This is a genomic window from Streptomyces sp. NBC_01707 (assembly GCF_041438805.1).
Taxonomy (GTDB): domain Bacteria; phylum Actinomycetota; class Actinomycetes; order Streptomycetales; family Streptomycetaceae; genus Streptomyces.
Genome location: NZ_CP109190.1, coordinates 8,703,447 through 8,728,551, shown reverse-complemented (window position 1 = coordinate 8,728,551; position 25,105 = coordinate 8,703,447). Strand labels below are relative to the sequence as shown.

Genomic DNA, 25,105 nt, shown 5'->3' with positions numbered 1-25,105 from the left:
GGCCAGCCGACTCGATGAGCCGGCGGGCCCGACAGAGGGCGCAGCCGGCCGGTACGGCGTCCGCGGGAGGATCGGAGATGGTCACGGTCGGAATTCACTCGTCTGCCGTTCCTCGGTGGCGGGGCGAACCGGGAGCCCGGACGCTGATCGCATACGTGACGAATCGCAGGGTGGGCGGAGCCTGATGGGGGTGACACCGTGTCGGACGCAGGTGCACCGGTCCCCGCGTCCACGAAGGACGACGGTCTGGACGCGGCGCTCCTCGACAGACTGTTCGACCAGTCCGTGGTGGGCCTTCATGTGCTCGATCCGCAGCTACGTCTGGTTCGGATCAGCTCACCACCCGGTTCCGACCTCGCCGAGCAGGTGCTCGGGCGGCACTTCACCGATGCGTACCATCTCGACCGGCCGAACTCCTCCACCGCGGAGCTGCTGCAACGCGTGCTGGACACGGGTGTACCGGTGCACGATCGGCTGGTCCACGGTCGCGCAGAGGGAGCGCCCGGTCCGAGCCGCAGCTTCCTGGTCACCGTCTACCGGCTGAACGGCAAGCAGGGGCAGGTCCTCGGCCTGCTCGCCGCCGTCGTCGATGTCACCGAGCGCGAGAAGGCACGCACCCGGGCGATATACCGGGCGAGGTTGCTCAGGAGTGTGGGCCGGTCTCTCGATATGGCGACCACGTGCCAGGGGCTGGTCGAAGCCGTCGTGCCGGGGTTCGCGGACTTCGCCGTGGTCGAGGTCGTGGACGAAGTGCTGCGCGGCGCGGATCCTCCGCTGGCCCCGCTGGGGGCGGAGGTCCCGCTGCGCCGGGCCGCGCTGCGCGGACTCATGGACGCCGAAGGCCGGGACGGGCTCGTCAGTGACACGCGCCGGCTGCCTGCCGGCACCCCCTTCGCCCTGGCGGTGTCGGACCTGCAGCCCCGGCATGTCGCACTCGACGCGGACTCCCCGTGGCTCGCCGCGGATCCGCAGACCGCCCGGGTGATGCGGGCGCTCGATGCCCATTCACTGATGGTGGTCCCATTGACTCTGCACGGCGCGGTCCTCGGGCTGGTGAGCCTGTACCGGGGCCCTGGATCGGAGCCGTACGACGCGAACGACACCACGCTCGCGCAGACCGCGGCCGTCCATGTCGCGCTCAGTATCGACAACGCGCGCCGGTACGAGCGCGACCATGTGATCGCGTCGACGGTCCAGCGCCGACTGCTGCCGCAGGGCGACAGTGCCAGGATCGCCGTCGACACCGCGCACGTCCTGCTGCCCGGCCGCAACATCGGATGCTGGTTCGACACCATCGGCCTGTCCGGCGCCCGCACCGCGCTGGTCGTCGGCAATGTCGCGGGTCACGGCCTCCAAACAGCCATCGCCATGGGGCAGTTGCGTACGGTCATCCAGGCCCTGGCCGGTCTGGATCTGGAGCCGGCCGAGGTCCTGGCCCGGCTGAACGACACGGCGGACCGGCTGGCCGCCGAGCGCGCCGCGCTGCCGGCGGGCGACACGCTGCACCGGGAGTCACTGAATGCGTCCTGCGTCTACGCGGTCTACGACCCGTTCTCCCGCACCTGTACGGTCGCCCGCGCGGGACATCCCGCGCCGATCGTCATCGCACCCGACGGCAGCACGCCCGCCGTGGACGTACCCGAGGGGCCGGCGCTCTTCGCCTCCGACAGCGCCCCGTTCGCCACTGCCGTCCTCGAGATCGACGAGGGCAGCATCCTGGCGTTCGCCACCGGCGCACTGCTGCCCGACGACGAGTCCGCCGCGCGAGTACGGAGGGCGCTGGCGCGCCCCGACCGCGATCTGCAGAGGCTGTGCGACGGCGTCGTCTACAGCCAGCCGACCGACAGTCTCCCTGACGGCGCGGCCCTTCTCCTCGCCCGTACCGGCAGAGTGCCGCCCGAGCGCGTCGCCACGTGGGAGCTGGTTCATGAGCGGACGACACCCGCCGTCGCCCGTACCCTGGTGCGCGACCGGCTCGACGGCTGGAACCTCGACGACGAGACGGTCCAGGCGACCGAGTTGATCGTGAGCGAGCTGGTGACCAACGCCGTCCGGTACGGCACCCCGCCCCTCCAGCTGCGGCTCATTCTGGACCGGTCGCTGACGTGCGAGGTCCACGACAGCAGCCCGGTGGCACCGCACCTGCGCCATGCCCGGACGGTCGACGAGGGCGGGCGCGGACTGTTCATCGTCTCCCAGCTCGCCACTCACTGGGGCACCCGGTACGACCGGCACGGCAAGGCACTCTGGACCGAGCAGGAGGTGCCCGGCCTCCGGTGACGAAGCCGGTCCCGGCGCGGGGTGGGTGTCACGGGCATCCAGTCGGCTCGACGTGGGGCAGGGCACGCGACCGGGTGCTGGACCGCCTCGCACCGGTGCGAGGCGCAGGGGGGCAGCCTCGTGAGCTCCATCGGCGTGGACCGCACGACGATCTGGGACGCCCGCGGGGCGGTCGACGCGCTCGACGCCCAGCATGTCGCGCGCCGGGCCGCCGACGAGTAGGCCGCGCACGACGCGTGCGGCGCACCGCGGCCGGATCGGCCGCGGTGCGCCGTGAGCGAGAGGCGGGGGCCGCTCCCGGGTCAGGGAACGGCCGTCAGAGGGTCAGCGACGACCGCCACGATCGTGGTCGCGCCCGTTGTCACGTCCGTTGTCGCGCGGGTTGTCACGTCCGTGATCGCGCGGGTTGTCACGCCCGTTGTCGCGCGGGTTGTCACGCCCGTGATCGCGCGGGTTGTCACGCCCGTTGTCACGCGGGTTGTCACGCCCGTGATCGCGCGGGTTGTCACGCCCGTGGTCACGCCCGTGGTCACGCCTGTTGTCACGTCCACGGTCGCGATCGTGGCCGAGGCCGAGGCCGTATCCGAGGATGCTTCCGAGGCCGTACCCGATGTGATGGCGGCCCCAGGACTTGGAGTCGACCGTGTAGCCGCGGCTGTCACGCAAGGTCGCGGTGTCACTGTTGTCCCAGACGTACCGACGGAGGTCCTGATAGACGTCGTAGCCGTTGTCACGGCCGATGCCGGTGTGGACCCGCACCGAGGAGCGACCGGCCAGACGCAGGTCGAACCGGTAGGTGCGGCGGCTCTCGTCACTGAGCGTCCAGCCGCGGAGGTTGACCGTCTGCCGGCTGGTGTTGGTGACGGTGACCCACTCGTCGTTGAGGCTGCGGTTGGAGCCGTCATCGCGTCCGGGGCTGTCGTACTGGATCTGCCCCAGGACGACGGGCGAATACGAGGTGTACCGACCGCGGTCATGGCCGTGGTCGTCAGCGGCAGCCGGGAGTGCTGCGGCCGCCACCAGGGCGCCGGCCGCGAGAACGGAAGCGGTGAACCGCCGTGCGGAACGGGACATGAAGACCTCTCAGATGCTGGCCCGGACCGCAAGGTCCGAGCGTTGTTCGATCCCGGCGTGATGCCGAGAACGCACACTTTGGCCCGAACACCCGATTTATGTCAGACGCCCCGATCCGTGTTACGAAATGCAGACATTTCTGTCACACACGCCTGCATTCGACACGCATCCGATCCCCGGCCATCCGTCAATCGCTGACCACTGCATCCACCCGTTCGGTATCGGCACGCCTGGCCTCGCACACCCTCACGCCACTCGGTGTGCGCAACGACTCACCCTGCGCAACAGGCGCCGGGTTCTGTAACAGCCACCCCACGGCCAAGCTCGAACGATTTTTCAGTTACCGGCAGAAATACGAAACAGCGTTCTACTTCCAGCCGTTCACAGCGCGCCGTTCCCGATCATTGCGCGGGGAACGCAACGGTGGTTCAGTGGAAGCTGAAGTTATGAATCGAGGTTCAGATCATCGTGGCCTACCGCCCCACCGCCCGCACCGAGGCGACACGGCTCGCGCATCGCCAGCGGTTGCTGGACGCCGCACGACAGCTGCTGGCCGAGGGCGGATACGCCGCGGCCAGCATCTCCGCGCTCGCCGAGCGCGCCCAGGTCGCCACCGGCAGCGTCTACAACCACTTCGCCTCGAAGCAGGAGTTGCTGGCCGCGGTCTTCCGGCATGTCGCCGGCCATGAGCTCACCGCGGTACAGGAAGCCGTGGGCGCGAAATGCGGGGCGGCCGAGCAATTGCGCGCCCTGGTCGAGGTGTTCGCGTTCCGGGCCCTGCGTACGCCGCGTACGGCCTGGGCGCTGCTCGCAGAGCCCGTCGATCCGCTGGTCGAGGCGGAACGACTGACCTACCGGCGCGGCTATCACGCCCTCGCCGAAACGGTCATCACAGCCGGCATCGAGTCGGGTGAGCTGCCCGTGCAGAACGCCCGGCTGTCTGCCGCCGCGGTGATCGGCGCGATCAGTGAATCGCTGCTCGGCCCGCTGTCCCCGGTGGGCGAGCGGACCGACCCGGAGCCGCTCGTGGCAGGTATCGCCACCCTGTGCCTCAGAGCCGTGGGAGCGGTCGGCACCTGACCCGCTCCCCGCAGCCCACCGTCACTCCCCAGTACCGGCCGACCAGACAGCCGACGTCAGACAGGATCTCCGAGATGACCGTCACCGCATCCCCGACCGGCCTCCGGCCGGAGGCTCCCGCACCGCACCCCACCCATGAGGTCACCAACCAGGCGCCGCCCCGGACCAGCCTCGACGAGTACGGCACCAATCTGCCGCTCGCCGAGGCCGTCCGGACATTCGGCGCGGCATGGCACGAGCCGGAACTCCACGAGATCGGCAGCCTGGTCGGCTCCACGAAGTTCCAGACCGATGCGGAGCTCGCCCACACGTCCCCGCCCGTGCTGCGCACCCACGACCGGTACGGCAACCGGGTCGACGAGGTCGACTTCCACCCGGCGTACCACGAGATCATCGGCGCGGCCGTGCGTCATGGCGCGCACACCGCGGCGTGGGCCGATCCGAAGCCGGGTGCCGCCGTGGCCCGGGCGGCGTCGTTCATGCTGTTCGCCCAGGTCGAGCCGGGCCACGCCTGCCCGATGTCCATGTCGCACGCCGTGGTCCCGGTCCTGCAACGCGACCTCGAAGTGGGCCAGGACTGGCTGCCGGGTCTGCTCAGTCGCTCCTACGACCCGCGGCTGATCGCTCCGGGCAGCAAGTCGGGGCTGACGTTCGGTATGGGGATGACGGAGAAGCAGGGCGGCTCCGACGTCCGAGCCAACACCACGCGCGCGGTCCCGGTCGCCTCCGACCCCGACGGCCGAGCCCATCTGCTGACCGGTCACAAGTGGTTCTTCTCAGCCCCGCAGTCGGATGCCTTCCTGGTTCTGGCCCAGGCGGCGGCCGGGCTGACCTGCTTCCTCGTACCGCGTGTGCTGGCCGACGGCACGCGTAACACGGTCCGTATCCAGCGGCTGAAGAACAAGCTCGGCAACAAGTCGAACGCCTCCTCCGAGGTGGAGTTCGACTCCACGTGGGCGGTACGGGTCGGCGAGCCGGGGCGTGGCGTTCCCACCATCATCGAGATGGTCAACCACACGCGCCTGGACTGTGTACTGGGCACCACGGCGGGCATGCGCCAGTCGGTCTCCGAGGCGATCTGGCATGCGGAGCACCGCAGCGCCTTCGGTGCCCGGCTGGTCGACCAGCCGGCCATGACGGCGGTCCTCGCCGATCTTGCCCTGGAGACGGAGGCCGCGACCTGGACCTCGCTGCGGCTCGCCCAGGCGTACGAGACGGGCAGCGGCGACTCCGAGGCGATGTTCCGCCGGCTGGCCACGGCGGTGGCCAAGTACTGGATCTGCAAGCGCGGCCCGCACCACGCCTACGAGGCGCTGGAGTGCCTGGGCGGCAACGGCTACACCGAGGACTGGCCGCTGGCCCGCCGCTACCGCGAACAGCCGGTGATGGCCGTGTGGGAGGGCTCGGGCAATGTCATCGCCCTCGATGTCCTGCGTGGCATCGCCAGGACCCCGCAGTCGCTGGACGCCTTCTGGGCCGAGCTGGAGACGACCGGCGGTGCCAGTGCCGTACTCGACGCACATGTGCGCCGGGTGCGTCGTGAGCTGGCGGAGGACCTGCTCGATCCCCTTGCCGCACAGACGCGTGCCCGGGCGACGGTCGAGGCCATGGCGCTGGCCCTGCAGTCCTCGCTGATGCTGCGTCACGCTCCGGCGCCCATGGCCGAGGCGTTCGTCGCCGCCCGCCTGGGTGAAGACCGTGGCCATCAGTACGGCATCCTGCCGCGCGGCACGGACGCCGCCGCGATCGTGGAGCGGCACTTCGGCGGACTCTGAGGGCTGTCCCGGCCGATCGGCCGGGCACCGACCTGTCCTCTCAGTGATGCTGCAGCGACGTTCGATCGGTGACCGGCGGACGGCGCGTCCAGCCGAGCAGGACCACCGAGCACACCGCGGCGAACGCGCACCAGGTGGAGATGAACTCCAGACGCCACAGCGTCGCGCAGATCGCGGCGCCGGCGGCGACGAGGAAGCCGAGGAGCCGCAGCAGACGGTCACCGGCGAGCAGCAGGGAGCCGACCGTGGCCACGAGGTAGCCCGCGACGAGCAGTTCCGAGTGCGGAAGGTCGAGGACGTAGCCGAGGGTGTGACCGCGGATCTCCGCGGTCACAGGGCGGGCGGCCAGACCGTACGCGAGGCAGGCGGCGGTCACGGCGCCGACCACCACGGGGAGCAGCAGCCGGCGCCGGGCCCGCGGCGGCGCGGCGCTCAGCACTGCCGACGGCACCCAGAGCGCCAGCAGCGGAAGGGCGATGACGGCCCAGGCCACCGTGGCGGGTCCGGCGCCGCCGCCGGAGCGCCAGATGAACGACTCGATGATCTGATGGGCACCGAGTAGCAGCGGCAGCGCAGCGAGCGGCAGATCGCGGGACCCGCGGGTGCGCGCGACGCAGACCGCTCCGATCGCGGCGATGCCGGAACCGGCCACCAGATCGGCGGTCGCACTCCAGCACATGAAGTCACCCCGGCCCCGAAGTCGTGCGAGTCGATCTCTGACGGGGGCAACGCTAGGGCCTCCTCACGGGACAAGACCGGCGCCCCGCCCACACCTGATGGGCTTCGAGTGGCGGCGCTGCCGGCGTTCCGATCCCGGGAGCCGTCAACTACGGCTCACTGCACGGGCGTCGGTGGCGAGCACCCGCCGGCAGCGGTCAGGTGCGTCCGTTCGCGCTTGTTCGCGCCAACTCATTGACCGTCGCATCCCGTTGACGTACCGTCACCGCTGTTCGCGTACAAGAAATCGGTTCAGAATACGGAACGTCGTTCCCTGGCCGAGGAACTGCCTTTACCACCGCACCAACCACCTCACGGGTGCCTGCGGAGGACACCGCAGGCGGTGAAAGGAACTCCGAGTGCGCACAGAGAATCAGCATGCCAGACGGCGGGGCGGCCGGGCAGCCGCCTCGTTCATCGCGGTCGTCTCACTGATCGCCGCGGCTCTCACAGCACTGTTCGCGACCGGCTCGGCCACGGCCGCGCCGGCAGCGGGCTCGTACAGCCTGTCGAACGCAGGCAGCGGACTGTGTCTGGAGGTTCCGGCCTCCGCAACCTCCGACGGTGTCCAGCTCAGCCAGAACACCTGCACCGGCGCCGCCCGGCAGACGTGGCGGCTCACGGCCTCCGGAAGCGGCTACACCCTGGCTGCCTCGCACAGCGGCAAGTGCGCCGCGGTGCGTGACGCCTCCACCAGCGCGGGCAAGGCGGTCGAGCAGCAGACCTGCAGCGGCGCCTCCAGTCAGGTGTGGACGCTCGCTCCGGTCAGCGGCAACACCTACCAGGTCGTCAACAGCAACGGCGGCAAGTGCCTCAACACCAAGGACAGTTCGACCGCGGTCGGCGCCGTGGTCCAGCAGAACTCCTGCGACTCGGTGACCAGCAAGCGCTGGACCTTCACCGCGGCGGGCTCCGTCCCCACGGATCCGCCGACCACTCCCCCGACCACTCCGCCCACGACGCCGCCCACCACCCCCGGGGCACCGCCCGCATGGCCCACCGCCAACGGCAGTCAGGCCGTGACGGCGACCATCGGAGTGTCCGGTACCTACGACGGCGGCCTGAAGCGCTTCTACGGCAGCGGTGACCTCGGCAGCGACGGTCAGGACGAGGACCAGCCGGCCATGTTCGAGCTCGCGGACGGTGCCACTCTGCAGAACGTCATCCTCGGCGCCCCGGCCGCCGACGGCGTCCACTGCCTCGGCGCCTGCACGCTCAAGAACGTGTGGTGGGAGGATGTGGGTGAGGACGCCGCGACCTTCCTCGGCGGCTCCTCCTCGCTGGTCCGCACGATCGACGGCGGCGGCGCGAGGCTGGCGGACGACAAGGTGTTCCAGCACAACGGCGCCGGCACCCTGATCATCAAGAACTTCCGGGTCGAGGACTTCGGCAAGCTGTACCGCTCGTGCGGCAACTGCTCCACGATGTACGGCCGGCACGTCCAGGTACAGAACGTCTGGGTCACCTCGCCGGGTGACAGCATCGTGGGCATCAACACCAACTACGGTGACACGGCCCGGTTCTCCGGCATCACGATCTACGACGACGCAGATGCCGATATCGACATCTGCACCAAGTACAAGGGTGTGACGAGCGGCGAGCCCACCAAGATCGGTACCGGGGCGGACGGCACCAACTGCATCTACTCCCCCTCGGACATCACCTACGTCGACTGACGCGAGGTCCGGAACACCGAGAAGAGGCCCGCCCCGGCAAGGCGAATTCCAGGGGTCGTAGCAACACAGTTGTCAACTGGCTGAAGCCAGGAGCTTAGCCAGACGCTCGGCTGGGGTTTCCCAGCCGAGCGTTTTGCGTGGCCGCCGGCTCACAGGGACATCGGTCGCGGCCGGTGGATCGCCCCTGCGGTGTCGGCGAGGGGGGCGCCGGTGCCGCCCCAGCGCAGTGCGACGATCTCCGCGGCGATCGAGACAGCCACCTCCTCGGGGGTGCGGGCGCCGAGATCGAGGCCGATGGGCGAGCGCAGTCTCGCCAGTTCCGTCCCGCCCAGGCCGGTCTCCCGCAGCCGTGCCAGCCGGTCCTCATGAGTCCGGCGGCTTCCCATCACGCCGATGTACGCGGCCGGGCAGCGCAGAGCCACCTCCAACAAGGGGACGTCGAACTTCGGATCGTGCGTGAGCACGCACATGACGGTCCGCTCATCGGTGTCCGTGGAGCGCAGATAGCGGTGCGGCCAGTCGACGACCACCTCCACACCGTCCGGGAATCGCCGGGGGTCGGCGAAGACCGGCCGTGCGTCGCAGACGGTGACCAGGTAGCCGAGGAACGCTCCGATCCGGGCCACCGCGGCGGCGAAATCGATCGCACCGAAGACAAGCATGCGCGGGGGCGGCGCGAAGGAGTGCAGGAACACGGTGACGTCGTCCTCACGGCGCTCGCCACGTGGACCGTAGTGGCGCAGGCCCGTTGCCCCTTGGGCCAGTTCGCCCCGTGCGTCGGCGGTCACAGCCGCGTCGAGGCCGCTGGTTCCGAGCGAACCGGACACCGTGTCCGGCCAGACGGCGAGCGCGGCGCCGTGCCGGGCAGGGCCGTCCGTCACGGTGGCCAGAACCACCGGCCGGTGTTCGGCGACCGACGCGGCGACCTCGCCGAACGCGGGGTCGGTCGCGGGCGACACAGGGCGTACGAGAAGGGTGATCTCACCACCGCAGGTGAGGCCGACCGCGAAGGCGTCCTCGTCGCTGTAACCGAACGTCCGCAGTTGTGCCCGGCCGGTCTCGACGACCTCCGTGGCCAGGTCGAAGACGGCTCCTTCGACACAGCCGCCGGACACGCTGCCCACGACTTCGTCACCGGGGCCCACCGCCATCGCCGCGCCGGGGCCGCGGGGCGCGCTTCGGGTGACCGCGACGACGGTGGCGAGCCCGAACGGCTCTCCGGAGGCGTACCAGCGGCTCAGCGCCGGGAGGATCTCACGCATGACGAGCACCGCCCCCAGCTGTCTCGCCGCCGACACCTGCCGTGAACGGTGTCCGGAGAGCCTGCAGGCCGTGTCTCTCGACCAAGGCATCCATGAATGTGCCGTCGGCGGTGAGGCCGTAGGCCTTGCGGCCTACGGCGTCAGCCCGCCACATCCGGCCAGGCGTACGGCTTGCCCAGGGGCCCCTTCGTGGGGCCGGCGCCCACCGCCTCCATCTCGCGGTCGGCCGCTCTCATCAGCTGGCCCGCGACGTCCTTCATGGCACGGCTCGCCGCGAGTTCGTCACCGATGGTGGGGATGTCCACGTCCTGCGGGTTGCAGCGGGCGACCCCATGCCCCATGAGCTTCTCGGAACCGGTGTCCAGCACGGCTTCGGCCTTGGTCGTACCGTTCTCCTCGGAGAGATCGAGGTGGACATTCCACTCCAGTGTGCGTGTCATCGCGCACCTCCCTCACCCGCGTCCGGGCTGTGCCGCCACGACGCGTTCCTGTCATCAGGATCCACCCAGCACGGCCGGTTCGCGCGCTCCGGGCTCGGCGGGTGCCGCCCCGGGACCCTGCGGAATCGGTGACCGGCGGCTCACCCTGCGGGAGTTTCGGCACCGAAATATGATGCAGGGAGCAACTGCCACGGGTGTCGTCGCCGGACGGTGCCCGGCCGCGCGGTGCCCACGGGACTGTGCGGAAGGCGTCCCGGATCCGCCCGCCACATAGCCCTGTGTTGCGGCTCGCGAACGAATGCAGTGTGGAGCGGCCCATGAACCGGCGTCGTCCTCACCGTTCCGCGAGTGCCGAGGAGCTGCTCACCACGCTGCAGCAGCTCACCGCCCGGGCACGGCACGAGGTCCAGCTGCACCAGGCTCGGGTGGAGCTGGCCGAGGCGTTGCAGCAGGAGTTGCTCCCCGTCGGCCTTCCCTCGTTCCCGGGGCTGCAGACCGCCGCCCGGTACTCACCGGCTCGCAGCGGACTGGACATCGGTGGCGACTGGTACGACGGTTTTCCACTGCCGGACGGCACCCTCGGGTTCGCCATCGGGGATGTGCAGGGCCATGACGTGGAGGCCGCCGCGTTCATGGGGCAGATCCGGATCGGCATGCGGGCGATCGCAGCCACCACCGCGGATCCCGGCGAGATCGTGGGCCGGACGAATGATCTGCTCCTCTCCATCGACTCCACCCTCTTGGCGACCTGCACGTTCGTCCGTTTCGACCCGCACGCCGGGGAACTGCGCACGGCCCGGGCCGGACATGTGGCCGCCGTCTGGGCCACGACGGACGGGCGGTCGGGGATCACACAGGACGCGGGCGGACTGCCGCTGGGTGTCGGTGAGGCGGAGAAGTATCCGGTCACCCGCCACCGGCTGACCGCCCCAGGAGCGTTCGTGCTTGTCACGGACGGAGTCGTCGAAGGGCCCTCGTTCCCGATCGACGAGGGGCTGGACGCGGTCGTGCGACTGGTGGCCGCGCGGGCCTCGGCGTCGGCCGAGGCGCTGGCCGACGAGGTGATGCAGACGGCGGAGCGCACCGGTCACCAGGACGACGCGGCCGTCCTGGTCCTGCGCCACAAAGGCTTCCCCGTCGGCTCCGGGTGACCGGGCCGAGCGTGTCACGCCGCCGCGCGTCCCGGGCCGCGGTGTCTGATGAGATCTGTGATCCGCAGCGAGGAAACCAGACGTACGGCGTCAGCCGTGCTCCGCATCCTGGTCGTCGCCGCCGGCTACTACGGGGCAGGACAGATCGGTCTGCTGAGAAAGATGACCGTCCACGGCGCCACGGTCACTCCGCTCTGGCCGTCGACGGGGATCGCCCTGGGCTGCTTGCTGTACCTGGGCATCGGCGTCTGGCCCGGCATCACCCTCGGCGCCCTGCTCAACATCATCACGCTCTCCGACACGGTCTCGCTCTCCGACTACGGCATCATGATGAGCAGTACCGTGGCGCCCGTCTGCTCGTACCTCATGCTGCGCAGATTCGGCTTCCGGATGGAGCTGGACCGGCTGCGTGACGGCGTCGTACTGGTCTTCCTCGGCGCGATGGCCGGAATGCTGATCAGCGCGACGGTCGGCACCGTGCTCTTCGTACTCGACGGCAAGCTGCCCGCAGGCCATTTCTGGCCGGTCTGGGCGGCGTGGTGGTCGGGGGACGCCATGGGCGTGCTCGTGGTCACGCCGCTCATGCTCGTCATGCGCAAGGCGCGGCTGCCCCGCGCCGACGACAGATGGCTGGAGGCGACCGCACTGGCGGTCGTCTCCGTCGTGGTCTCACTGGTGGCCACGCGGAGCGAACTGTCGATGATCTATCTGGTGTTTCCGCTGCTCATCTGGGCCGCCCTCCGCTTCCAGCTGGCGGGCAGCGCGCCCTGCGCGCTGCTGGTGTCCGTGCTGGCAATCATCGCGGGAGGGCAGGCGGTTGGTCCGTTCGCCGGACACACCGTCCTGCAGGTGATGCTGAACCTGGCGATCCTGAATGGCTCCGTGGCGCTGACCGCGCTGCTGCTGGCGGCGATCGTCACCGAGAAGATGGACATCCGGCGCCGGATCGAGCAGGCCTGTGTGGAGCTGGCCGACGTGGTGGACCACCTCGCGCCGGGCAGATCGGCGACCGCGTGGCCGTCGCGGTACAAGGAAAGACGCGACGGCCTCTGACGCCGGGCGGCCGGGTCCCCCGACTCACCCCCGCGCGCCGCTCGCCGGCGTCACTGCGGAAAGTGGCGGTCCAGGAAATCGTTGCGGAACTTGCCCGCCGGGTCGGACCTGGCCATCAGCTTCTCGAAGCCGGCGTACTGCGGGTACAGCGTGCGCAGCGTCTCGGGTGCGGTCGTGAACACCTTGCCCCAGTGCGGACGGGCACCGAACGGTGCCAGGGCCTCCTCGATCGCCCCGAGCACCGGTGTGACGGCGGCGATGTCCTGCACCCAGGTGAAGTGGAAGGCCACCGCGTCGGTCCCGCCCGCGGGGCTCAGCCACAGGTCGTCGCGGGCCACGGTGCGGATCTCGCCGATCTGCAGCAGCGGGGCGATCCGGTCCCGGAGCCGGTCGAGCGCGGCGAAGGCTGCCGCGGCGTCGCTCCGAGCCACGAAGTACTCCGACTGCAACTCGTCCCCGTTGCTCGGGGTGAACTCCAGCCGGAAGTGCGGCAGACGCTTGTGCCACGCACCGGGAACACCCTGCTGGCGCGTGCAGTTCTCGGCCGGCATGCCCTGGATCGGGTGGCGCGGACCGTCCGCGAGCCTCGCGCCGAGCCACTCGGCGGGCGCCTCCGCCGCCACGTCCGCATCCACTCGCTGCTTGAGCCAGACCTGGTTGACGGGGCCGCCCCGCCAGTCGGTGAAGAGACTGACGCTGTAGGCGGCCGACATCACCTCGTCGAACCCGGACCGGTCGCCGATCCGGGCCTGCGGCAGATCCTCGTAGACCCACTGCCGTACGTCGAAGGCGGGCACCAGGTCCAGCGTCAGCCGGGTCACCACGCCGAGGGCGCCGAGGGCGACCACCGCGCCGGGGAAGTCCGCGTCTCCGCGGGTCAGCCGCGCGGTGGTCCCGTCCGCCGTGACCATGTCCAGCGCCCGGACCGCACCGGCCAGGGAGGTGTTGGCCACGCCGGAGCCGTGCGTTCCGGTAGCACAGGCGCCGGCCACCGAGATGTGCGGCAGCGAACCCAGGTTGTGCAGGGCGAAGCCGTGCTGGTGGAGTTCGTCGGCGAACTCCCCGAATCGCAGTCCCGCGCTGACGGTGACCGTCCCCGCCTCCCGGTCGATGTCGACGGTGCGAGGCAGTCCGGCAACCGACACGAGGTCTCCGGCCGTGTCGGCGACGGTACTGAAGGAGTGCCGGGTGCCCAGCGCCCGTACCTTTGTGCCGGTGGCGACGATCTCCTGCAGCTCGGCCTCCGAGCTGGGGGTACGCAGCCGCCGCGCACCGAAGGTGATGTTTCCGGCCCAGTTCTTCTCCGCGGGAGTCACCGCACGTCCTCTTTCGCTCGTGGCCGGCCATCGCCGCCTCCGGCCAAGTCTCCCAGACGCGGAGGCGACCGTACGAGGTGGTGACACGTCCGCGCACAATCCCAGCGCGGAACCGCCCAAATGCCAACAGCCGACCACAAGACCCTGTGATCCGGCTCGGAAGGGGACGAGACCAAAGCGGCAGCTCGCGTTCTGAACTTCACGAGAACTCCAGCGAAATGGCACGTGTGTGGATATCGTGCACCGAGCGAGGGCGCATCCGTCAGTCCACGGGATCGGCGGATGCGTCCTGTTTGTGGAGATGCAACTGTGACTGGGGGGTTCATGGGGCATGTCGAGCTACCCGAATCCGAAATATCAGGACCCGCGGGACTGGCGGGCGCGCCACGTCCACGGACTGCTTCAAACCGGCCGCACAGCACGGTACTCGAACAGCTGTGGAGCGCCCCGACCGTACAGCGCAACCGTTCCGACCACCGGCCCGGCCCGAAGAAGAGACCGGGCCGATACCTGCCGCTCATCGTCTGCGCCGATCTTCTCGGCATGGGGATACCGGCCTGGCTCGTACTGGGCGCCTACGGACAGCCGCGGGCACAGCTCGCCGCCGTGGTGTCCGCGTCGGCGTGGGCAGGCGTCCGGGCCGTGCGTGGCAGGTACACGAGCCCGCGGCCGGCGGGCTTCGCGGGCGCGCTGACCGCTCCGGGGGACTGGCTGCTGTTCATGGGCGTGATGGCCGTGCTCGCGACCGTGTTCAGCGAGCCGGTCCAGCCGGTGACCGCGGTCGCGGCGCTGGCGCCCGGCCTGCTGGTGACCGTCGTCGTGTCGACGGTGCGTCACCTCCCGTGGCCGGGAGGGCGACAGCAGGCCGCGCACCGGGTGCTGGTGGTCGGCGAAGCGCCCGGGGTGGACCGGGCGGTGCAGCTGCTCGGTTCCCGTACGGACCACGCCTACACCGTGGTGGCCGCCATACCCGTGGGGACGGCGTCACTGAGCGGTGAGGCTCCGGTGCCGGGGCGGCTCGCACCCGCCCCGGCGGACGACGACGTGACGACGGTCCTGGGCGGAGCCTTCGCCCATGACGCGGACCTGGCACTGGTCGTACCCGGACCACAGCTCTCCGGGGAACGTCTGCGACGCCTGTCCTGGGGGCTGCACGACGGGGGGCTCCAACTGTCCGTGCTGTCGGACCTCTCGGACATCGCGGCGGGCCGGGTGCGTCCCGCCTCCGCGGCCGGGCTGACGCTGCTGCACATCGTGCCGCCGCTGCGCCGGGGGCCTCAGATGGCGCTGAAGGCCGTGGTGGACCGCATCGGTGCGGCCCTCGGACTCGTTCTGCTGACACCGCTGTTGCTGCTGATCGGGGCGGCCATACGGTTCACCTCCGCCGGCCCGGTGTTCCACCGTCAGATCCGTCAGGGGCAGCACAACCAGCCTTTCACCATGTGGAAGTTCCGCACGATGGTGGAGGACGCCGAGACGCACAAGGCGAAGCTGGCGACGGCCAACGAGAACGACGGTCCGATGTTCAAGATGCGGCGCGATCCCCGGGTGACCCGGATAGGCCGGGTCCTGCGCCGGACCTCGCTCGACGAGCTGCCGCAGCTGCTCAACGTCATCCTTGGCGACATGTCACTGGTGGGTCCGCGGCCTCCTCTGCCGGAGGAGGTGTCCCGCTACGACGAGCGTGAGCTCCGGCGGCTCGCGGTCCGGCCCGGGCTGACGGGCCTGTGGCAGGTCAGCGGACGTTCGGACCTGTCCTGGCAAGAGACCGTCGCACTGGACCTGTGGTACGTCGACAACTGGTCGGTGGCCACGGATCTGGGGCTCATGGCCCGCACGCTGCGCGCCGTCACCGACGGCCGCGGGGCGTACTGAGAGCGGCGGGACACCGGACGCGAGAAGTGAACGCCGGCCGGTCGGGCGGCCGTCGCGCTGCGACGGCCGCCGCGGCCCGGCGGAGTCAGCGGTCGGTGTCCCGGTGTTCCAGCCACCAGGCGTAGGTGCGGGCGATGCCGTCGCGCAGCGGGATCTGTGGTTTGAAGCCGAGAGCGGAGAGGCGGGAGATGTCCAGGAGCTTGCGCGGGGTGCCGTCGGGCTTCGACGTGTCCCAGGAGACGCTTCCTTGATATTCCGTCACATCACGTACTGTCGAGGCGAGTTCACGGATGGTCAGATCCTCGCCGCAGCCGACGTTGACCGGCTCGTCACCGTCGTAACGCTCGAGGAGCAGGAGGCATGCCGCGGCCAGGTCGTCGACGTGCAGGAACTCGCGCCGGGGGCTGCCGGAGCCCCAGAGGGTGACCTCGGGTGCGCCGCCGTGTCGCGCCTCGTGGAAGCGCCGGATCAGGGCGGGCAGCACGTGCGAGGAATCCAGGTCGAAGTTGTCGCCGGGCCCGTAGAGATTGGTGGGCATGGCGCTGATGTACGAGGCGCCGTACTGCCGTCGGTACGACTGGGTCTGCACGATGCCGGCGATCTTGGCGAGCGCGTACGCCTCGTTGGTCGGCTCCAGCGGGCCGGTGAGCAGGGCGTCCTCGGAGATCGGCTGCGGGGCGCGCTTGGGGTAGATGCAGGACGAGCCGAGGAAGAGCAGCCGCTCGACCCCGGCGGCATGCGAACCGGCGATCACGCTCAGCTGGATTCGCAGGTTGTCCTCGAGGAACTGCACCGGATACGTGCTGTTGGCCATGATCCCACCGACCTTGGCGGCGGCCAGCACCACGGCGTCCGGGCGGATGTCACGCAGGAAGGCCTCGGTCGGTGCGGCGTCACGCAGATCGAGGCTGTCGCGACCGCGGGTGATCACCTCGTGGCCTTCGGCGCTGAGGCGGCGCACCACTGCCGAGCCGACGAGCCCGCGGTGGCCCGCGACAAATATGCGGGCTCCGGGTCGCAGGAGGGGGCGGACGGATTCCTGGGGAGTGCCGGGGAGATCAGTCGTCATGGCTCGGATTGTGCCAGTAGCCGTGCAACGCGGTGCAGTTTTGCCGCAGATCACGCAAATACTGATATTTCGGTGACCCAACAGCCTCTCGAGCGGCCTCGGCGGGCGAGGATGCGGCGAAGGCCGCATTCATCCCTGGTGAGTCGGCGCGCGATGTCAGATGCGGTGCATCGCAGGGCGGAGGGGCGCCTCCATGCGGGCATGTCCGGGCGTTCCGACATCGCAGCGAGATGCCACGGCTGTCGTCGTGAGCCCGCCAAAAATTACGGGACGGCCCTGAGTCGGGCAGCGTACGGACCGATTCCGGTCAGCTCCGGCGCGTAGTCGGTCCAGACGACGGGAAGCCGACGGCCCTCGAACGGCTTGTGATGATCGGCATCGGACATCGGACGATCGTCTTCCCCCGGTACAGCCCCCGTTCCCTCCAGGGAACATCCCCAAAAGTGAGCTTATCCGTTCACGTGATGCGCAAGTGGTCTTCACAGTAAGGTCATTGCACCATCAACACCGATACCGATATCCCGCAGGACCGGACGCCATGTCCGGACACCTGACCGGGACACGGACGTCACGTTCACCGTGGGGGGAGAGAACGGATGGTGCACAGGGTCGGCTACGCGCCAGGGGTCTACGACCTGTTCCATGTAGGGCACCTGAACATCCTGCGGCACGCCCGCAGCCAGTGCGACTACCTGGTGGCGGGGGTTGTCTCGGACGAGATGGCCGCGCTCGCCAAAGGCCACAAGCCGGTGATTCCACTGCCGGAGCGGCTCGAGATCGTCCGCAGCGTGCGCTATGTGGATGCGGCGTTCGTCGAGACCGTTCCCGACAAGGTCGAGACGTGGCAGCAGGTCAGGTTCGACGTCATCTTCAAGGGGGACGACTGGCGGGGCACGGAGAAGGGGAAGCGGCTCGAGCGCGACTTCGCCGAAGTCGGCGTGGAGGTCGTCTACTTCCCGTACACCGTGCATACGTCCAGTACCCAGCTGCGCCGGGCACTGGACAGGCTCGTCAGCCCGCCGCCCGGAGCGCTTTCAGCTCCCTGAACCACTTGACGAGGAAGGCCACCAGGAACAACGCGTGCACGACGGCGAGTACGGCATAGCCGATACGGAACGCGGCCTCGTTCCCGAGCAGTAGGAACACCAGGCAGAAGACCCCGTAGTCGGCGGGAAGCAGCGCCACGGCCCGCACCCGGGACACCGGGGCCGTGGCGCTGCCGGGCGGTGCGGGGTGGGCAGCGGCCCTCCCGAGCTGTTCGCGCAGCAGACCGGCACAGAAGGTCAGCACCGCGACGAACAGGAAGCCCAGCGGCAGCAACAGCCAGATCTCCCCGGGCAGCTCGAAGAACCGGTGGAAAGAGATCAGCACGGCGGTGTGGACGAGGATCATCTTGGCGCAGTCCACGACATGGTCCAGCCACTCGCCGTCGGGCCCGCCCCGCCCGGTCAGCCTGGCGAGCTGCCCGTCGGCCGAGTCGAAGGCGAAGCCGAGCACCAGAGCGGCGTACACGACTGCCCCGAGCCCCCAGGACGGACGGACCAGCGCCACCGAAGCGATGGCGGCGAAGGTGAACACCGCGCTGACCAGTGTGACCTGGTTCGGCGTCAGCCCGGCCCGAAAGGCGCCGGCCGCAAGCACCCGTCCGGCCGGGCGGTTCACGTACCGCGAGTAGAGCGACACACCTTTGGCGGTCTTCTGTGCGCCGCGCAACTCGCGCAGCACCGTACCTGTGGATCCCATACGCCCCCCAGCGTCCAGCCGTTCCCGCAGCGTCGGCGGAGCACCGCGGACGCTGCGGTCGGAGCCGCATCATGGCACGGAGAGCGCCTGTTACGGGGCTACTCCCGAGGTCGGACCGGCAGTCGGTCGCCTCAGGCGGGCGCGGTACGGCACTCGGGGTGGCCCCATCCGTTCGGATTCTTGGCGATCATGTCCTTGGCCGCGTAGGGCTTTCCGCAGTGGCAGCGCCCCGCGAACCTGGCCCGGACAGTGCCTCCGGTGCGCGCGGGGCGTGTCGCACCGTCCGTCTTCTTCGCCGCCGCACCGCCGCTCCGGCCCCCGGACGCCCTGGCAGGGGCGGGGATCGGCAGCGGGGACCCATGGGCGGAACCCGCCGCCCGCTGGGCGACGGCGGCCTCGCTGGCCGCCTGGTCGGCAAGGGCGTTGAGCGGGTCTCCGTCCACCTGGTGGGCGGGCACGTAGACGAAGTTCACGGTCCGGCCGCTGAGCAGCGTGTCGATGCGGACCACCAGATCGCGGTTGGCCACGGGCTTGCCGGCCGAGGTCTTCCACCCGTTGCGCTTCCACCCCGGCAGCCATTTCGTGACCGCGTTCATGGCGTACTGGGAATCCATCCGGACCTCGATCTCCGCGCCCGGGTCGGTGGACTCCAGCAGTTCCTGGAGCGCGGTGAGTTCGGCGACGTTGTTGGTGGCGGTTCCCAGCGGCCCCGCCTCCCAACGTCGAGGGCTCCCCTGGGCATCGGCCACGACCCATGCCCAGGCCGCAGGCCCCGGATTACCCTTCGATGCCCCGTCACACGCGGCGATCATGCGCTCGTTCATGCCCCCGATCATGCCAGCGTCACGCCGTCCCACGGCCGCGCAGCCCTGACGGTGACGCAGCGTAACGCTTCGGAATGCGGAGAGCCCGCGACGCTGGTTCTCTGATGGAGCCCGCTCTTCACCTAGCGTCCAAGGAGTGACGATGAGCGTTGCAGGCGAAACCAGTGGCCGAGCCCAGCAGATGCGCGAGAAGGCCAAGCACATGACCGAGGCCGCGGAGCGCGCCACCGATCCCGAGCAGCGTCAGCGGCTCGAGGAGAAGGCTCGGAAGCTGCAGGAGCAGAGCGAGCAGCTCAGCAACATGAGCGGCGACACGCGCCCGCACAAGTAGGACCGCAGCACGCACAGGCCGATGGTTTCGCCGCTCTGTCCATGAGTGGGCGGCGAACCATCGGCCTCTGCCGTGGGCTCACCGCTTCTGCCGTCGGCCACCCGGAGCGCGGTTACCCGGTGCAGCCGTCTCGACACGGACGGACCGCGGACAAGCATCGGCGCACGCCCCATCGCATGCCCATTGCCCGTTCAGCGAATTCCCGCGTAGCGAGGCCCGCCTGATCTTCCGTCAGCCCCCCAGAAACGACGACCCGTTGGAAACGACGGCCGATGGTCGAGGTGCACCACCGGCCGTACCGAACCGAGCAGTTGGATGCTGATGATCACCACCGCGGACCCCGCAGCGACGCACCTGGAACGGGTCCTCATGCGTGCGAACGAAGTGTCCATCGACAGCTGCGTTCCATACCACGCACGAGGTCGCTCAGTGCTCGCTGACCGCACGGACCAGTGGTGAGCCGAGCACCTGGTGTCCGCCGCTGGCCATCATCCGCACCTCGCCGTTCTCGCTGATCTCCGCGCGTACGATGCCTGTCTCGTCCTCGTAGATGGGGTAGCCGCCGGCCCCCTCCCGCACGGTCCGCCGAACGATCACGGCGTCGTCCTCGACGGCAGATGCCTGAAATACCAGCTCGTAACTTTCTGGGTAATCCATAAGGGGCTCCGCCCAACGATCTTCGGCGGCGAGTCCGCTGCCTGCGTCTTCCATTGTCGCCCACACCCGCGCGCTGTGCCTCAAGAGGATCTGGAGGCACAGGCGCCTCAGGACGGCAGCGCGGGCTCGTCCGAGCCGCGGGTTCCCCGGCGGATGAGGCCGTCTATGATCGCGTCGAGCTCGTCGGCGACCGAGTAGTCGGCGGCGTAGGCGCGCCACTGGTCCTTGATCGCAGTGAGCCTCGGCAGCTCCTCCGCGTCCTCCTCGGTGACCATCTCGGGGAAGTAGTGCCTGCTCGGCGGGTGCTCCGCACGGCGGGCGGCGGCCCTGCGGAAGATCAGGTCGCCGTAGATGTACTGCCAGATCGTCCAGCAGGCCCGTACCGCCCGGGCCGGGGAGAGACCGCACTTCTGGGAGCAGTCGAGGATCTCCTCCACTATCCACAGGGCATCCCTGTCGGTGAGCTCGCCCAGCGCCAGGACGTCGAGCACCCACGGCATCCGGCGGAGGATCTCATGCGCGTGCACAGAGACCGCGAGCAGCCGCGCGCGCGGGTCCTCGGGCAGTTCGGGGCGCGGCAAGGCCCCCGCGGTCCCGGACAGGGTGAGCATCAGCAGCTCGTCCTTGTCCCGTACGTAGTGGTAGAGCGCCATCGGCGTGCTGCCGAGCTCCTTCGCCACCCGTCGCATGCTCAGGGCGTCCAGGCCCTCTTCCTCGAGGATGCGCCGCGCGGTGGCGACCATCGTGTCGGGGTCGAGCCTGCGCGGCCGTCCCACGGACCGCCTGCCCGCCGCCTGCTTCCTGTCTGCACCCGACACATGACCATTGTCCCTCTCACCTCCCCCGCAACCGTTTTCGTATAGGTAAAACAATCTGCCCGTGAAGGTCAGCTACGGCTCCGCACGCGCAGCCCTGCGCCCGCATCCGATACGCAGGTGATCTGCCAGACCACTGCTGCGACCAGTCCCCAGACCAGCCACACCGCACCGAAGTGGCCGGCGAACCCGCCGAGCGCGAGCGTCAGCAGCAGACAGGGCAGCGCCCAGGCGAGGGTGTGCCCCCATGGCGCACGGGCCGCCGCCGCGGCCAGCAACCCGACACCGAAGTACACGGCGAGACCCACGCACAGCAGCCAGCGTGCCTCGTCCGGGGCGGGGCCGTGCGGATGGGCGATGGCCAGCCCCAGCCCCGCGGCCAGGACGGCGATCGTGCAGCTTGTCACACAGTGCAGCGTCAGGGTCACCCGCACGGGCAGGTCGTCCGGTCCGGGCTTCGGCACGCCGCCGAAGCCGTGCAGCAGGGACATGCTCCACAGCGCGACGAGCAGGACGAAGCCACCGGTCGCGACACCGGCCATCGGCACGTCCCAGGCGGTGTCCGCAGCTGCCGAGGTGATCCGGACGACCCCCTCGCCCAGCACGATGATGACGAAGAGGCCCAGTCGCTCCACCATGTGCGGCACATCGGAGTAGGCCGCCTCGATGACCGGCAGCCGATCGGAGTGTCCTCGCTTCCTGACGACGCGCTGCACGCGGTCCTGTGCGTCCCGGAGCATGCGGCTGCCCGAGGCGGTGAGCATGATCAGCAGGTCGAACGCGAGGCCCAGAGCCCACAGCCAGTACCGCACCGGGGCATCCACCCACAGCGAGACGATCCAGGGCAGCGTCCCGCCGCCCACTTGAGCGAGCGGCCAGTCCACCACGATCTGTCCGGGCCGCCAGAGCCGGCCGGACAGCCAGCGCACGAAGGCGTACGCGATCGCGAACGCCAGGGCGTGGTCGGTGCTGATGCCGGGCACGGACGCGACCATGACGGCCAGCCCGAACATCGCCAGCAGGAAACCGGGCGTCCAGGCGCGGCTTCCCTCCACGTTCCCGTAGACGGTGAAGCAGACCCACGCGATCCAGAACGCCAGGTAGAGCACCACGTACAGGCCCAGGTCGGCGGCTGTCGGGCTGTCGTGCAACAGGTGCGAGAGCTGGAGGACACCCGCGACGACGACCAGGTCGAAGAAGAGCTCGATCCAGGAGGCATGCCGCCGGGCGGCGGGCTGACGTGTACTCATGAGGGAATCATGGGACAGGTGTTCCGCTCCTGGACGCAGGCGGCCACGTCTCGCGGGGCACGGTCCGGGCCCGCGGGGCGGCAGGACATCGGCGGACGGGGAGGGTCAGAGCCGGACGATGACCAGGGCGGTGTCGTCGGTGGGGCCGTCGGGCGGGAGCAGATCGAGCAGGACGGCGTCGGCAAGGGCTTCGGGGTCGATGTCCTGGTGGCGGACGAGGGAGTCGGCGAGGCGGGCGAGGCCGACGTCGATGTCCTCGCGGCGGCGTTCGATCAGGCCGTCCGTGTACAGGACGAGGGCCTCCCCGGCGGCGAAGACGGCGGTGCCCTGGGGCCGGGGAACGAAGTCCGGGTGGGCGCCGAGCGGGGGGTCGGTGGCCTGGTCGAGGAACTCCACGGCGCCGTCGGTGTGCAGCAGTGCGGGCGGGGGGTGCCCGGCGCTGCTGTAGCTGATGGTGCGCGCGTCCCAGTCGATGCGGGTCGTGACGACGGTGGTGTTCTCGGCACCGTCGACCGAACGGGCGTACAGGTCGACGACCTCCAGGGCCTGGGCGGGGCCGCGGGCGACCCGGGACGCGGCGCTCAGCGCACTGCGGAGCAGACCCATGACACCGGCGGCCCGAAGGCCGTGTCCGACGACGTCGCCGACGGCGACGCCGACGCAGTCGCCGGGCAGATCGACCAGGTCGTACCAGTCGCCGCACACGTTCAGCGAGCCGGCTGCGGGCCGGTACCGCACGGCGGGGCGGTGGCGGCCGACGGGTCCGGGGACGGGCAGCATGGCCTGCTGCAGGGCGAGGGCCACCTCACGCTCCCGGGCATGGGCCTGCCGCAGCCGTTCGTTGACCTCCTGCAGCTCCCGGGCCCGGGTGTAGAGCTCGGCCTCCAACACGCGGGTTCGGTCGGTGTCGGGGCCGCCGCGGGCCTTGATGAGCTCGGTCACCTCCTCCACCCGGTGCACCAGCAGGACCACCCGCCCGTCGGGGCCGAACACCGGGGCGTTGACCGGGCTCCAGTACCGTTCCACCCATTCGCCCGGCCGCTCCAAGGACTGGACGTCATAGGGTTGCAGCGCCATGGCGTCCCGCTCGCCGGTGGCCAGCACCCGTCGGAGCGACGCCTCCAGATTCCGCATGCCGGTCGCGGCGGGGTTGTTCGGATTGTCGGGGAACACGTCGAACAGGTACCGGCCGACGACCTGGTCGCGCGTGCGACCGGACATGCGAAGGAACTCATCGTTCGCATCCGCGAACATCAGTTCCGGGGTGATCAGCGCCACCATGCCGGGCAGGCCCCGGAACACTGCCGTGTAGTCGATGCCGTCATCCTTCATGGTCCGCCTGCCTCAGTGTCCGCCGTCACCGTGTGACCCCACGCTCCGGCCCGTGCCGCCGACGGGACGGGCCGGGGAGCACAACCGTCTGCACGGGAGAGTGCCCGGAGCGGGCGAGTCGGTTCAGAAGTCGACGGGTTCACGGATGAGCGGGCAGGTCATGCAGTGGCCGCCGCCACGCCCACGGCCGAGTTCGGCGCCGACGATGGTGATGACTTCGACCCCGGCCTTGCGCAGAAGGGTATTGGTCTGCGTGTTGCGGTCGTAGGTGAAGACGACACCGGGCTCCAGGGCGACGGCGTTGTTGCCACTGTCCCACTGCTGCCGCTCGGACGCGTACACGTCGCCGCCTGTCTCGATCACCCGCAGACCGGGCAGGCCCAGACCCTTGGCGACGACATCGACGAACGCCGACGATCCCTCGTCGGTGATGCCGACACCAGGAGCGTTGTCTTCGGGGCGCAGGGAGAAGGTATGAACCGCTTCCATGATCGTCGGGTAGACCGTCACGATGTCCCGGTCGGCGAAAGTGAAAACGGTGTCCAGGTGCATCGCCGAGCGGAGCTTCGGCATCCCCGCGACGATGACGTGCTCGGCGGCGCCGTTCCTGAAGAGTGAGGCCGCGACCTGGGTGATGGCCTGGCGGGAGGTGCGCTCGCTCATGCCCATGAGCACGACGCCGTTGCCGACGGGCATGATGTCGCCGCCCTCGAACGTGGCCTGGCCCCAGTCCAGTTCCGGGTCTCCCCACCACACGGTGGAGCCCATGAAGTCCGGGTGGAAGGTGTAGATGGCCTTCATCAGAAGGGTTTCGCCGTGCCGGGCCGGCCAGTAGAGCGGGTTCATGGTCACGCCGCCGTAGAGCCAGCAGGTGGTGTCACGCGTGTAGAGCGTGTTCGGCAGCGGTGGCATGAGGTACTCGCGTGCGCCCGTCGAATCGCGGGCCAGGGTGACGTACCCGGAGCGGAACTCGTCCGGCAGATCCGTTGTGGCGAGACCGCCGATCAGGTACTCGGCGAGCCCGCGCGGATCGAGTGATTCCAGAAAGGCGCGTGTGTCGTCGATGAGCCCGATGCCCACCTCGTTCGCGGTGATCTTCCGGTCCAGAAGCCATGTCCGGGCCTCGGGAATCGCCATGGTCCGGGCGAGCAGGTCGTGCAGTTCGACGACCTCGACACCGCCTTGCGCCAGCTTGTCGACGAAGTCGGCGTGATCGCGCTGGGCGTTCTCCACCCACATGACGTCGTCGAAGAGCAGGTCGTCGGAGTTGGTAGGGGTGAGCCGGCGGTGTGCCAGACCCGGCGCGCAGACCAATACCTTGCGCAGCCTGCCGACCTCGGAATGGACGCCGAGTGCCGGCGCGGACGTTGATGTGTCGGTCACGG

Annotated in this window: 23 protein-coding genes; 9 read left to right on the top strand and 14 right to left on the bottom strand. The window is 69.8% G+C overall.

Annotated elements, in window-relative coordinates:
- Positions 1–198 precede the first annotated feature (198 nt).
- The gene (locus OG963_RS39015) at positions 199–2,280 is read left to right on the top strand and encodes a SpoIIE family protein phosphatase (RefSeq protein ID WP_319325600.1); all 2,082 of its coding nucleotides are present in this window, start codon (positions 199–201) and stop codon (positions 2,278–2,280) included.
- A 324-nt stretch (positions 2,281–2,604) separates the two neighbouring features.
- Here OG963_RS39015 and OG963_RS39010 read toward each other — a convergent pair whose 3' ends face one another.
- Positions 2,605–3,354, bottom strand: coding sequence for a lamin tail domain-containing protein (locus OG963_RS39010; RefSeq protein ID WP_371799951.1), 750 nt, complete (start codon positions 3,352–3,354; stop codon positions 2,605–2,607).
- Positions 3,355–3,822: 468 nt separating this feature from the next.
- On the opposite strand from OG963_RS39010, the gene OG963_RS39005 reads away from it, so the two are divergent.
- Positions 3,823–4,434 (top strand): TetR/AcrR family transcriptional regulator, encoded by a 612-nt coding sequence (locus OG963_RS39005; protein ID WP_371799950.1) that lies wholly within the window; start codon positions 3,823–3,825, stop codon positions 4,432–4,434.
- 74 nt (positions 4,435–4,508) lie between these two features.
- Positions 4,509–6,209 (top strand): acyl-CoA dehydrogenase family protein, encoded by a 1,701-nt coding sequence (locus OG963_RS39000; RefSeq protein WP_371799949.1) that lies wholly within the window; start codon positions 4,509–4,511, stop codon positions 6,207–6,209.
- Between the two features lie 40 nt (positions 6,210–6,249).
- Here the strand turns inward: OG963_RS39000 and OG963_RS38995 are convergent, their stop codons facing one another.
- Positions 6,250–6,888 carry a DUF6629 family protein gene (locus tag OG963_RS38995; protein WP_093929876.1) on the bottom strand — a complete coding sequence of 213 codons (639 nt, stop codon included), beginning with the start codon at positions 6,886–6,888 and terminating at the stop codon, positions 6,250–6,252.
- Positions 6,889–7,285: 397 nt separating this feature from the next.
- Between OG963_RS38995 and OG963_RS38990 the strand changes: the two genes are divergently transcribed.
- Positions 7,286–8,602 (top strand): pectate lyase, encoded by a 1,317-nt coding sequence (locus OG963_RS38990; protein WP_371799948.1) that lies wholly within the window; start codon positions 7,286–7,288, stop codon positions 8,600–8,602.
- A 149-nt stretch (positions 8,603–8,751) separates the two neighbouring features.
- On the opposite strand, the gene OG963_RS38985 is transcribed toward OG963_RS38990, so the two are convergent.
- Positions 8,752–9,864 (bottom strand): XdhC family protein, encoded by a 1,113-nt coding sequence (locus tag OG963_RS38985; RefSeq protein WP_319325605.1) that lies wholly within the window; start codon positions 9,862–9,864, stop codon positions 8,752–8,754.
- Positions 9,865–10,004: 140 nt separating this feature from the next.
- Positions 10,005–10,304 carry a DUF1876 domain-containing protein gene (locus OG963_RS38980; RefSeq protein WP_030920613.1) on the bottom strand — a complete coding sequence of 100 codons (300 nt, stop codon included), beginning with the start codon at positions 10,302–10,304 and terminating at the stop codon, positions 10,005–10,007.
- A gap of 317 nt (positions 10,305–10,621) precedes the next feature.
- Here OG963_RS38980 and OG963_RS38975 point away from each other — a divergent pair, with 317 nt between their 5' ends.
- On the top strand, positions 10,622–11,455 hold the full coding sequence (locus OG963_RS38975) for a PP2C family protein-serine/threonine phosphatase (protein ID WP_093929875.1): 834 nt from the start codon (positions 10,622–10,624) through the stop codon (positions 11,453–11,455).
- A gap of 57 nt (positions 11,456–11,512) precedes the next feature.
- Positions 11,513–12,508, top strand: a complete 996-nt coding sequence (locus tag OG963_RS38970) for an MASE1 domain-containing protein (RefSeq protein ID WP_093929874.1) — start codon at positions 11,513–11,515, stop codon at positions 12,506–12,508.
- Between the two features lie 50 nt (positions 12,509–12,558).
- Here OG963_RS38970 and OG963_RS38965 read toward each other — a convergent pair whose 3' ends face one another.
- Entirely contained in the window at positions 12,559–13,824 is a 1,266-nt protein-coding gene (locus OG963_RS38965) for an FAD-binding protein (protein WP_319325608.1), read from the bottom strand.
- Positions 13,825–14,148: 324 nt separating this feature from the next.
- On the opposite strand from OG963_RS38965, the gene OG963_RS38960 reads away from it, so the two are divergent.
- Positions 14,149–15,699 (top strand): sugar transferase, encoded by a 1,551-nt coding sequence (locus OG963_RS38960; protein WP_093929872.1) that lies wholly within the window; start codon positions 14,149–14,151, stop codon positions 15,697–15,699.
- Between the two features lie 85 nt (positions 15,700–15,784).
- On the opposite strand, the gene OG963_RS38955 is transcribed toward OG963_RS38960, so the two are convergent.
- Positions 15,785–16,768, bottom strand: coding sequence for a GDP-L-fucose synthase (locus OG963_RS38955; protein WP_030920628.1), 984 nt, complete (start codon positions 16,766–16,768; stop codon positions 15,785–15,787).
- Positions 16,769–17,031: 263 nt separating this feature from the next.
- Positions 17,032–17,154, bottom strand: a complete 123-nt coding sequence (locus tag OG963_RS38950) for a hypothetical protein (protein ID WP_256223581.1) — start codon at positions 17,152–17,154, stop codon at positions 17,032–17,034.
- A gap of 210 nt (positions 17,155–17,364) precedes the next feature.
- Here OG963_RS38950 and OG963_RS38945 point away from each other — a divergent pair, with 210 nt between their 5' ends.
- Positions 17,365–17,814 (top strand): adenylyltransferase/cytidyltransferase family protein, encoded by a 450-nt coding sequence (locus OG963_RS38945; RefSeq protein WP_030920630.1) that lies wholly within the window; start codon positions 17,365–17,367, stop codon positions 17,812–17,814.
- Here the strand turns inward: OG963_RS38945 and OG963_RS38940 are convergent.
- Both OG963_RS38940 and OG963_RS38935 read right to left on the bottom strand, forming a co-directional pair.
- Positions 17,780–18,511, bottom strand: a complete 732-nt coding sequence (locus OG963_RS38940) for a CDP-alcohol phosphatidyltransferase family protein (protein ID WP_093929871.1) — start codon at positions 18,509–18,511, stop codon at positions 17,780–17,782. The genes OG963_RS38945 and OG963_RS38940 overlap by 35 nt on opposite strands.
- A gap of 131 nt (positions 18,512–18,642) precedes the next feature.
- Complete coding sequence (locus OG963_RS38935; protein WP_093929870.1) at positions 18,643–19,335, bottom strand: ribonuclease H; 693 nt, start codon at positions 19,333–19,335, stop codon at positions 18,643–18,645.
- Positions 19,336–19,477: 142 nt separating this feature from the next.
- On the opposite strand from OG963_RS38935, the gene OG963_RS38930 reads away from it, so the two are divergent.
- Complete coding sequence (locus OG963_RS38930; protein WP_030920636.1) at positions 19,478–19,666, top strand: DUF6381 family protein; 189 nt, start codon at positions 19,478–19,480, stop codon at positions 19,664–19,666.
- A 426-nt stretch (positions 19,667–20,092) separates the two neighbouring features.
- Here the strand turns inward: OG963_RS38930 and OG963_RS38925 are convergent, their stop codons facing one another.
- From OG963_RS38925 to OG963_RS38905, 5 genes are all read right to left on the bottom strand, one after another.
- On the bottom strand, positions 20,093–20,323 hold the full coding sequence (locus tag OG963_RS38925; RefSeq protein ID WP_030920638.1) for a DUF6296 family protein: 231 nt from the start codon (positions 20,321–20,323) through the stop codon (positions 20,093–20,095).
- 107 nt (positions 20,324–20,430) lie between these two features.
- Positions 20,431–21,141 (bottom strand): TetR/AcrR family transcriptional regulator, encoded by a 711-nt coding sequence (locus OG963_RS38920; protein ID WP_256223550.1) that lies wholly within the window; start codon positions 21,139–21,141, stop codon positions 20,431–20,433.
- 68 nt (positions 21,142–21,209) lie between these two features.
- Positions 21,210–22,388, bottom strand: coding sequence for a low temperature requirement protein A (locus OG963_RS38915; protein WP_093929869.1), 1,179 nt, complete (start codon positions 22,386–22,388; stop codon positions 21,210–21,212).
- Between the two features lie 105 nt (positions 22,389–22,493).
- Positions 22,494–23,720: a PP2C family protein-serine/threonine phosphatase gene (locus OG963_RS38910; protein ID WP_093929868.1), complete on the bottom strand. Its 1,227-nt coding sequence runs from the start codon at positions 23,718–23,720 to the stop codon at positions 22,494–22,496.
- A 123-nt stretch (positions 23,721–23,843) separates the two neighbouring features.
- Positions 23,844–25,103 (bottom strand): arginine deiminase, encoded by a 1,260-nt coding sequence (locus tag OG963_RS38905; protein WP_319325621.1) that lies wholly within the window; start codon positions 25,101–25,103, stop codon positions 23,844–23,846.
- Positions 25,104–25,105: the final 2 nt, after the last annotated feature.

What these genes read in the sequence shown, in the direction of transcription:
- OG963_RS38925 (WP_030920638.1), bottom strand. Translation starts at nt 20,323, where the DNA reads ATGGATTACCCAGAAAGTTACGAGCTGGTATTTCAGGCATCTGCCGTC.
- OG963_RS38935 (WP_093929870.1), bottom strand. Translation starts at nt 19,335, where the DNA reads ATGAACGAGCGCATGATCGCCGCGTGTGACGGGGCATCGAAGGGTAAT.
- OG963_RS38980 (WP_030920613.1), bottom strand. Translation starts at nt 10,304, where the DNA reads ATGACACGCACACTGGAGTGGAATGTCCACCTCGATCTCTCCGAGGAG.
- OG963_RS38915 (WP_093929869.1), bottom strand. Translation starts at nt 22,388, where the DNA reads ATGAGTACACGTCAGCCCGCCGCCCGGCGGCATGCCTCCTGGATCGAG.
- OG963_RS38930 (WP_030920636.1), top strand. Translation starts at nt 19,478, where the DNA reads ATGAGCGTTGCAGGCGAAACCAGTGGCCGAGCCCAGCAGATGCGCGAG.
- OG963_RS39010 (WP_371799951.1), bottom strand. Translation starts at nt 3,354, where the DNA reads ATGTCCCGTTCCGCACGGCGGTTCACCGCTTCCGTTCTCGCGGCCGGC.
- OG963_RS38940 (WP_093929871.1), bottom strand. Translation starts at nt 18,511, where the DNA reads ATGGGATCCACAGGTACGGTGCTGCGCGAGTTGCGCGGCGCACAGAAG.
- OG963_RS39000 (WP_371799949.1), top strand. Translation starts at nt 4,509, where the DNA reads ATGACCGTCACCGCATCCCCGACCGGCCTCCGGCCGGAGGCTCCCGCA.
- OG963_RS38955 (WP_030920628.1), bottom strand. Translation starts at nt 16,768, where the DNA reads ATGACGACTGATCTCCCCGGCACTCCCCAGGAATCCGTCCGCCCCCTC.
- OG963_RS38975 (WP_093929875.1), top strand. Translation starts at nt 10,622, where the DNA reads ATGAACCGGCGTCGTCCTCACCGTTCCGCGAGTGCCGAGGAGCTGCTC.
- OG963_RS38995 (WP_093929876.1), bottom strand. Translation starts at nt 6,888, where the DNA reads ATGTGCTGGAGTGCGACCGCCGATCTGGTGGCCGGTTCCGGCATCGCC.
- OG963_RS38960 (WP_093929872.1), top strand. Translation starts at nt 14,149, where the DNA reads ATGGGGCATGTCGAGCTACCCGAATCCGAAATATCAGGACCCGCGGGA.
- OG963_RS38945 (WP_030920630.1), top strand. Translation starts at nt 17,365, where the DNA reads ATGGTGCACAGGGTCGGCTACGCGCCAGGGGTCTACGACCTGTTCCAT.
- OG963_RS38910 (WP_093929868.1), bottom strand. Translation starts at nt 23,720, where the DNA reads ATGAAGGATGACGGCATCGACTACACGGCAGTGTTCCGGGGCCTGCCC.
- OG963_RS38985 (WP_319325605.1), bottom strand. Translation starts at nt 9,864, where the DNA reads ATGCGTGAGATCCTCCCGGCGCTGAGCCGCTGGTACGCCTCCGGAGAG.
- OG963_RS38950 (WP_256223581.1), bottom strand. Translation starts at nt 17,154, where the DNA reads ATGTCCGATGCCGATCATCACAAGCCGTTCGAGGGCCGTCGGCTTCCC.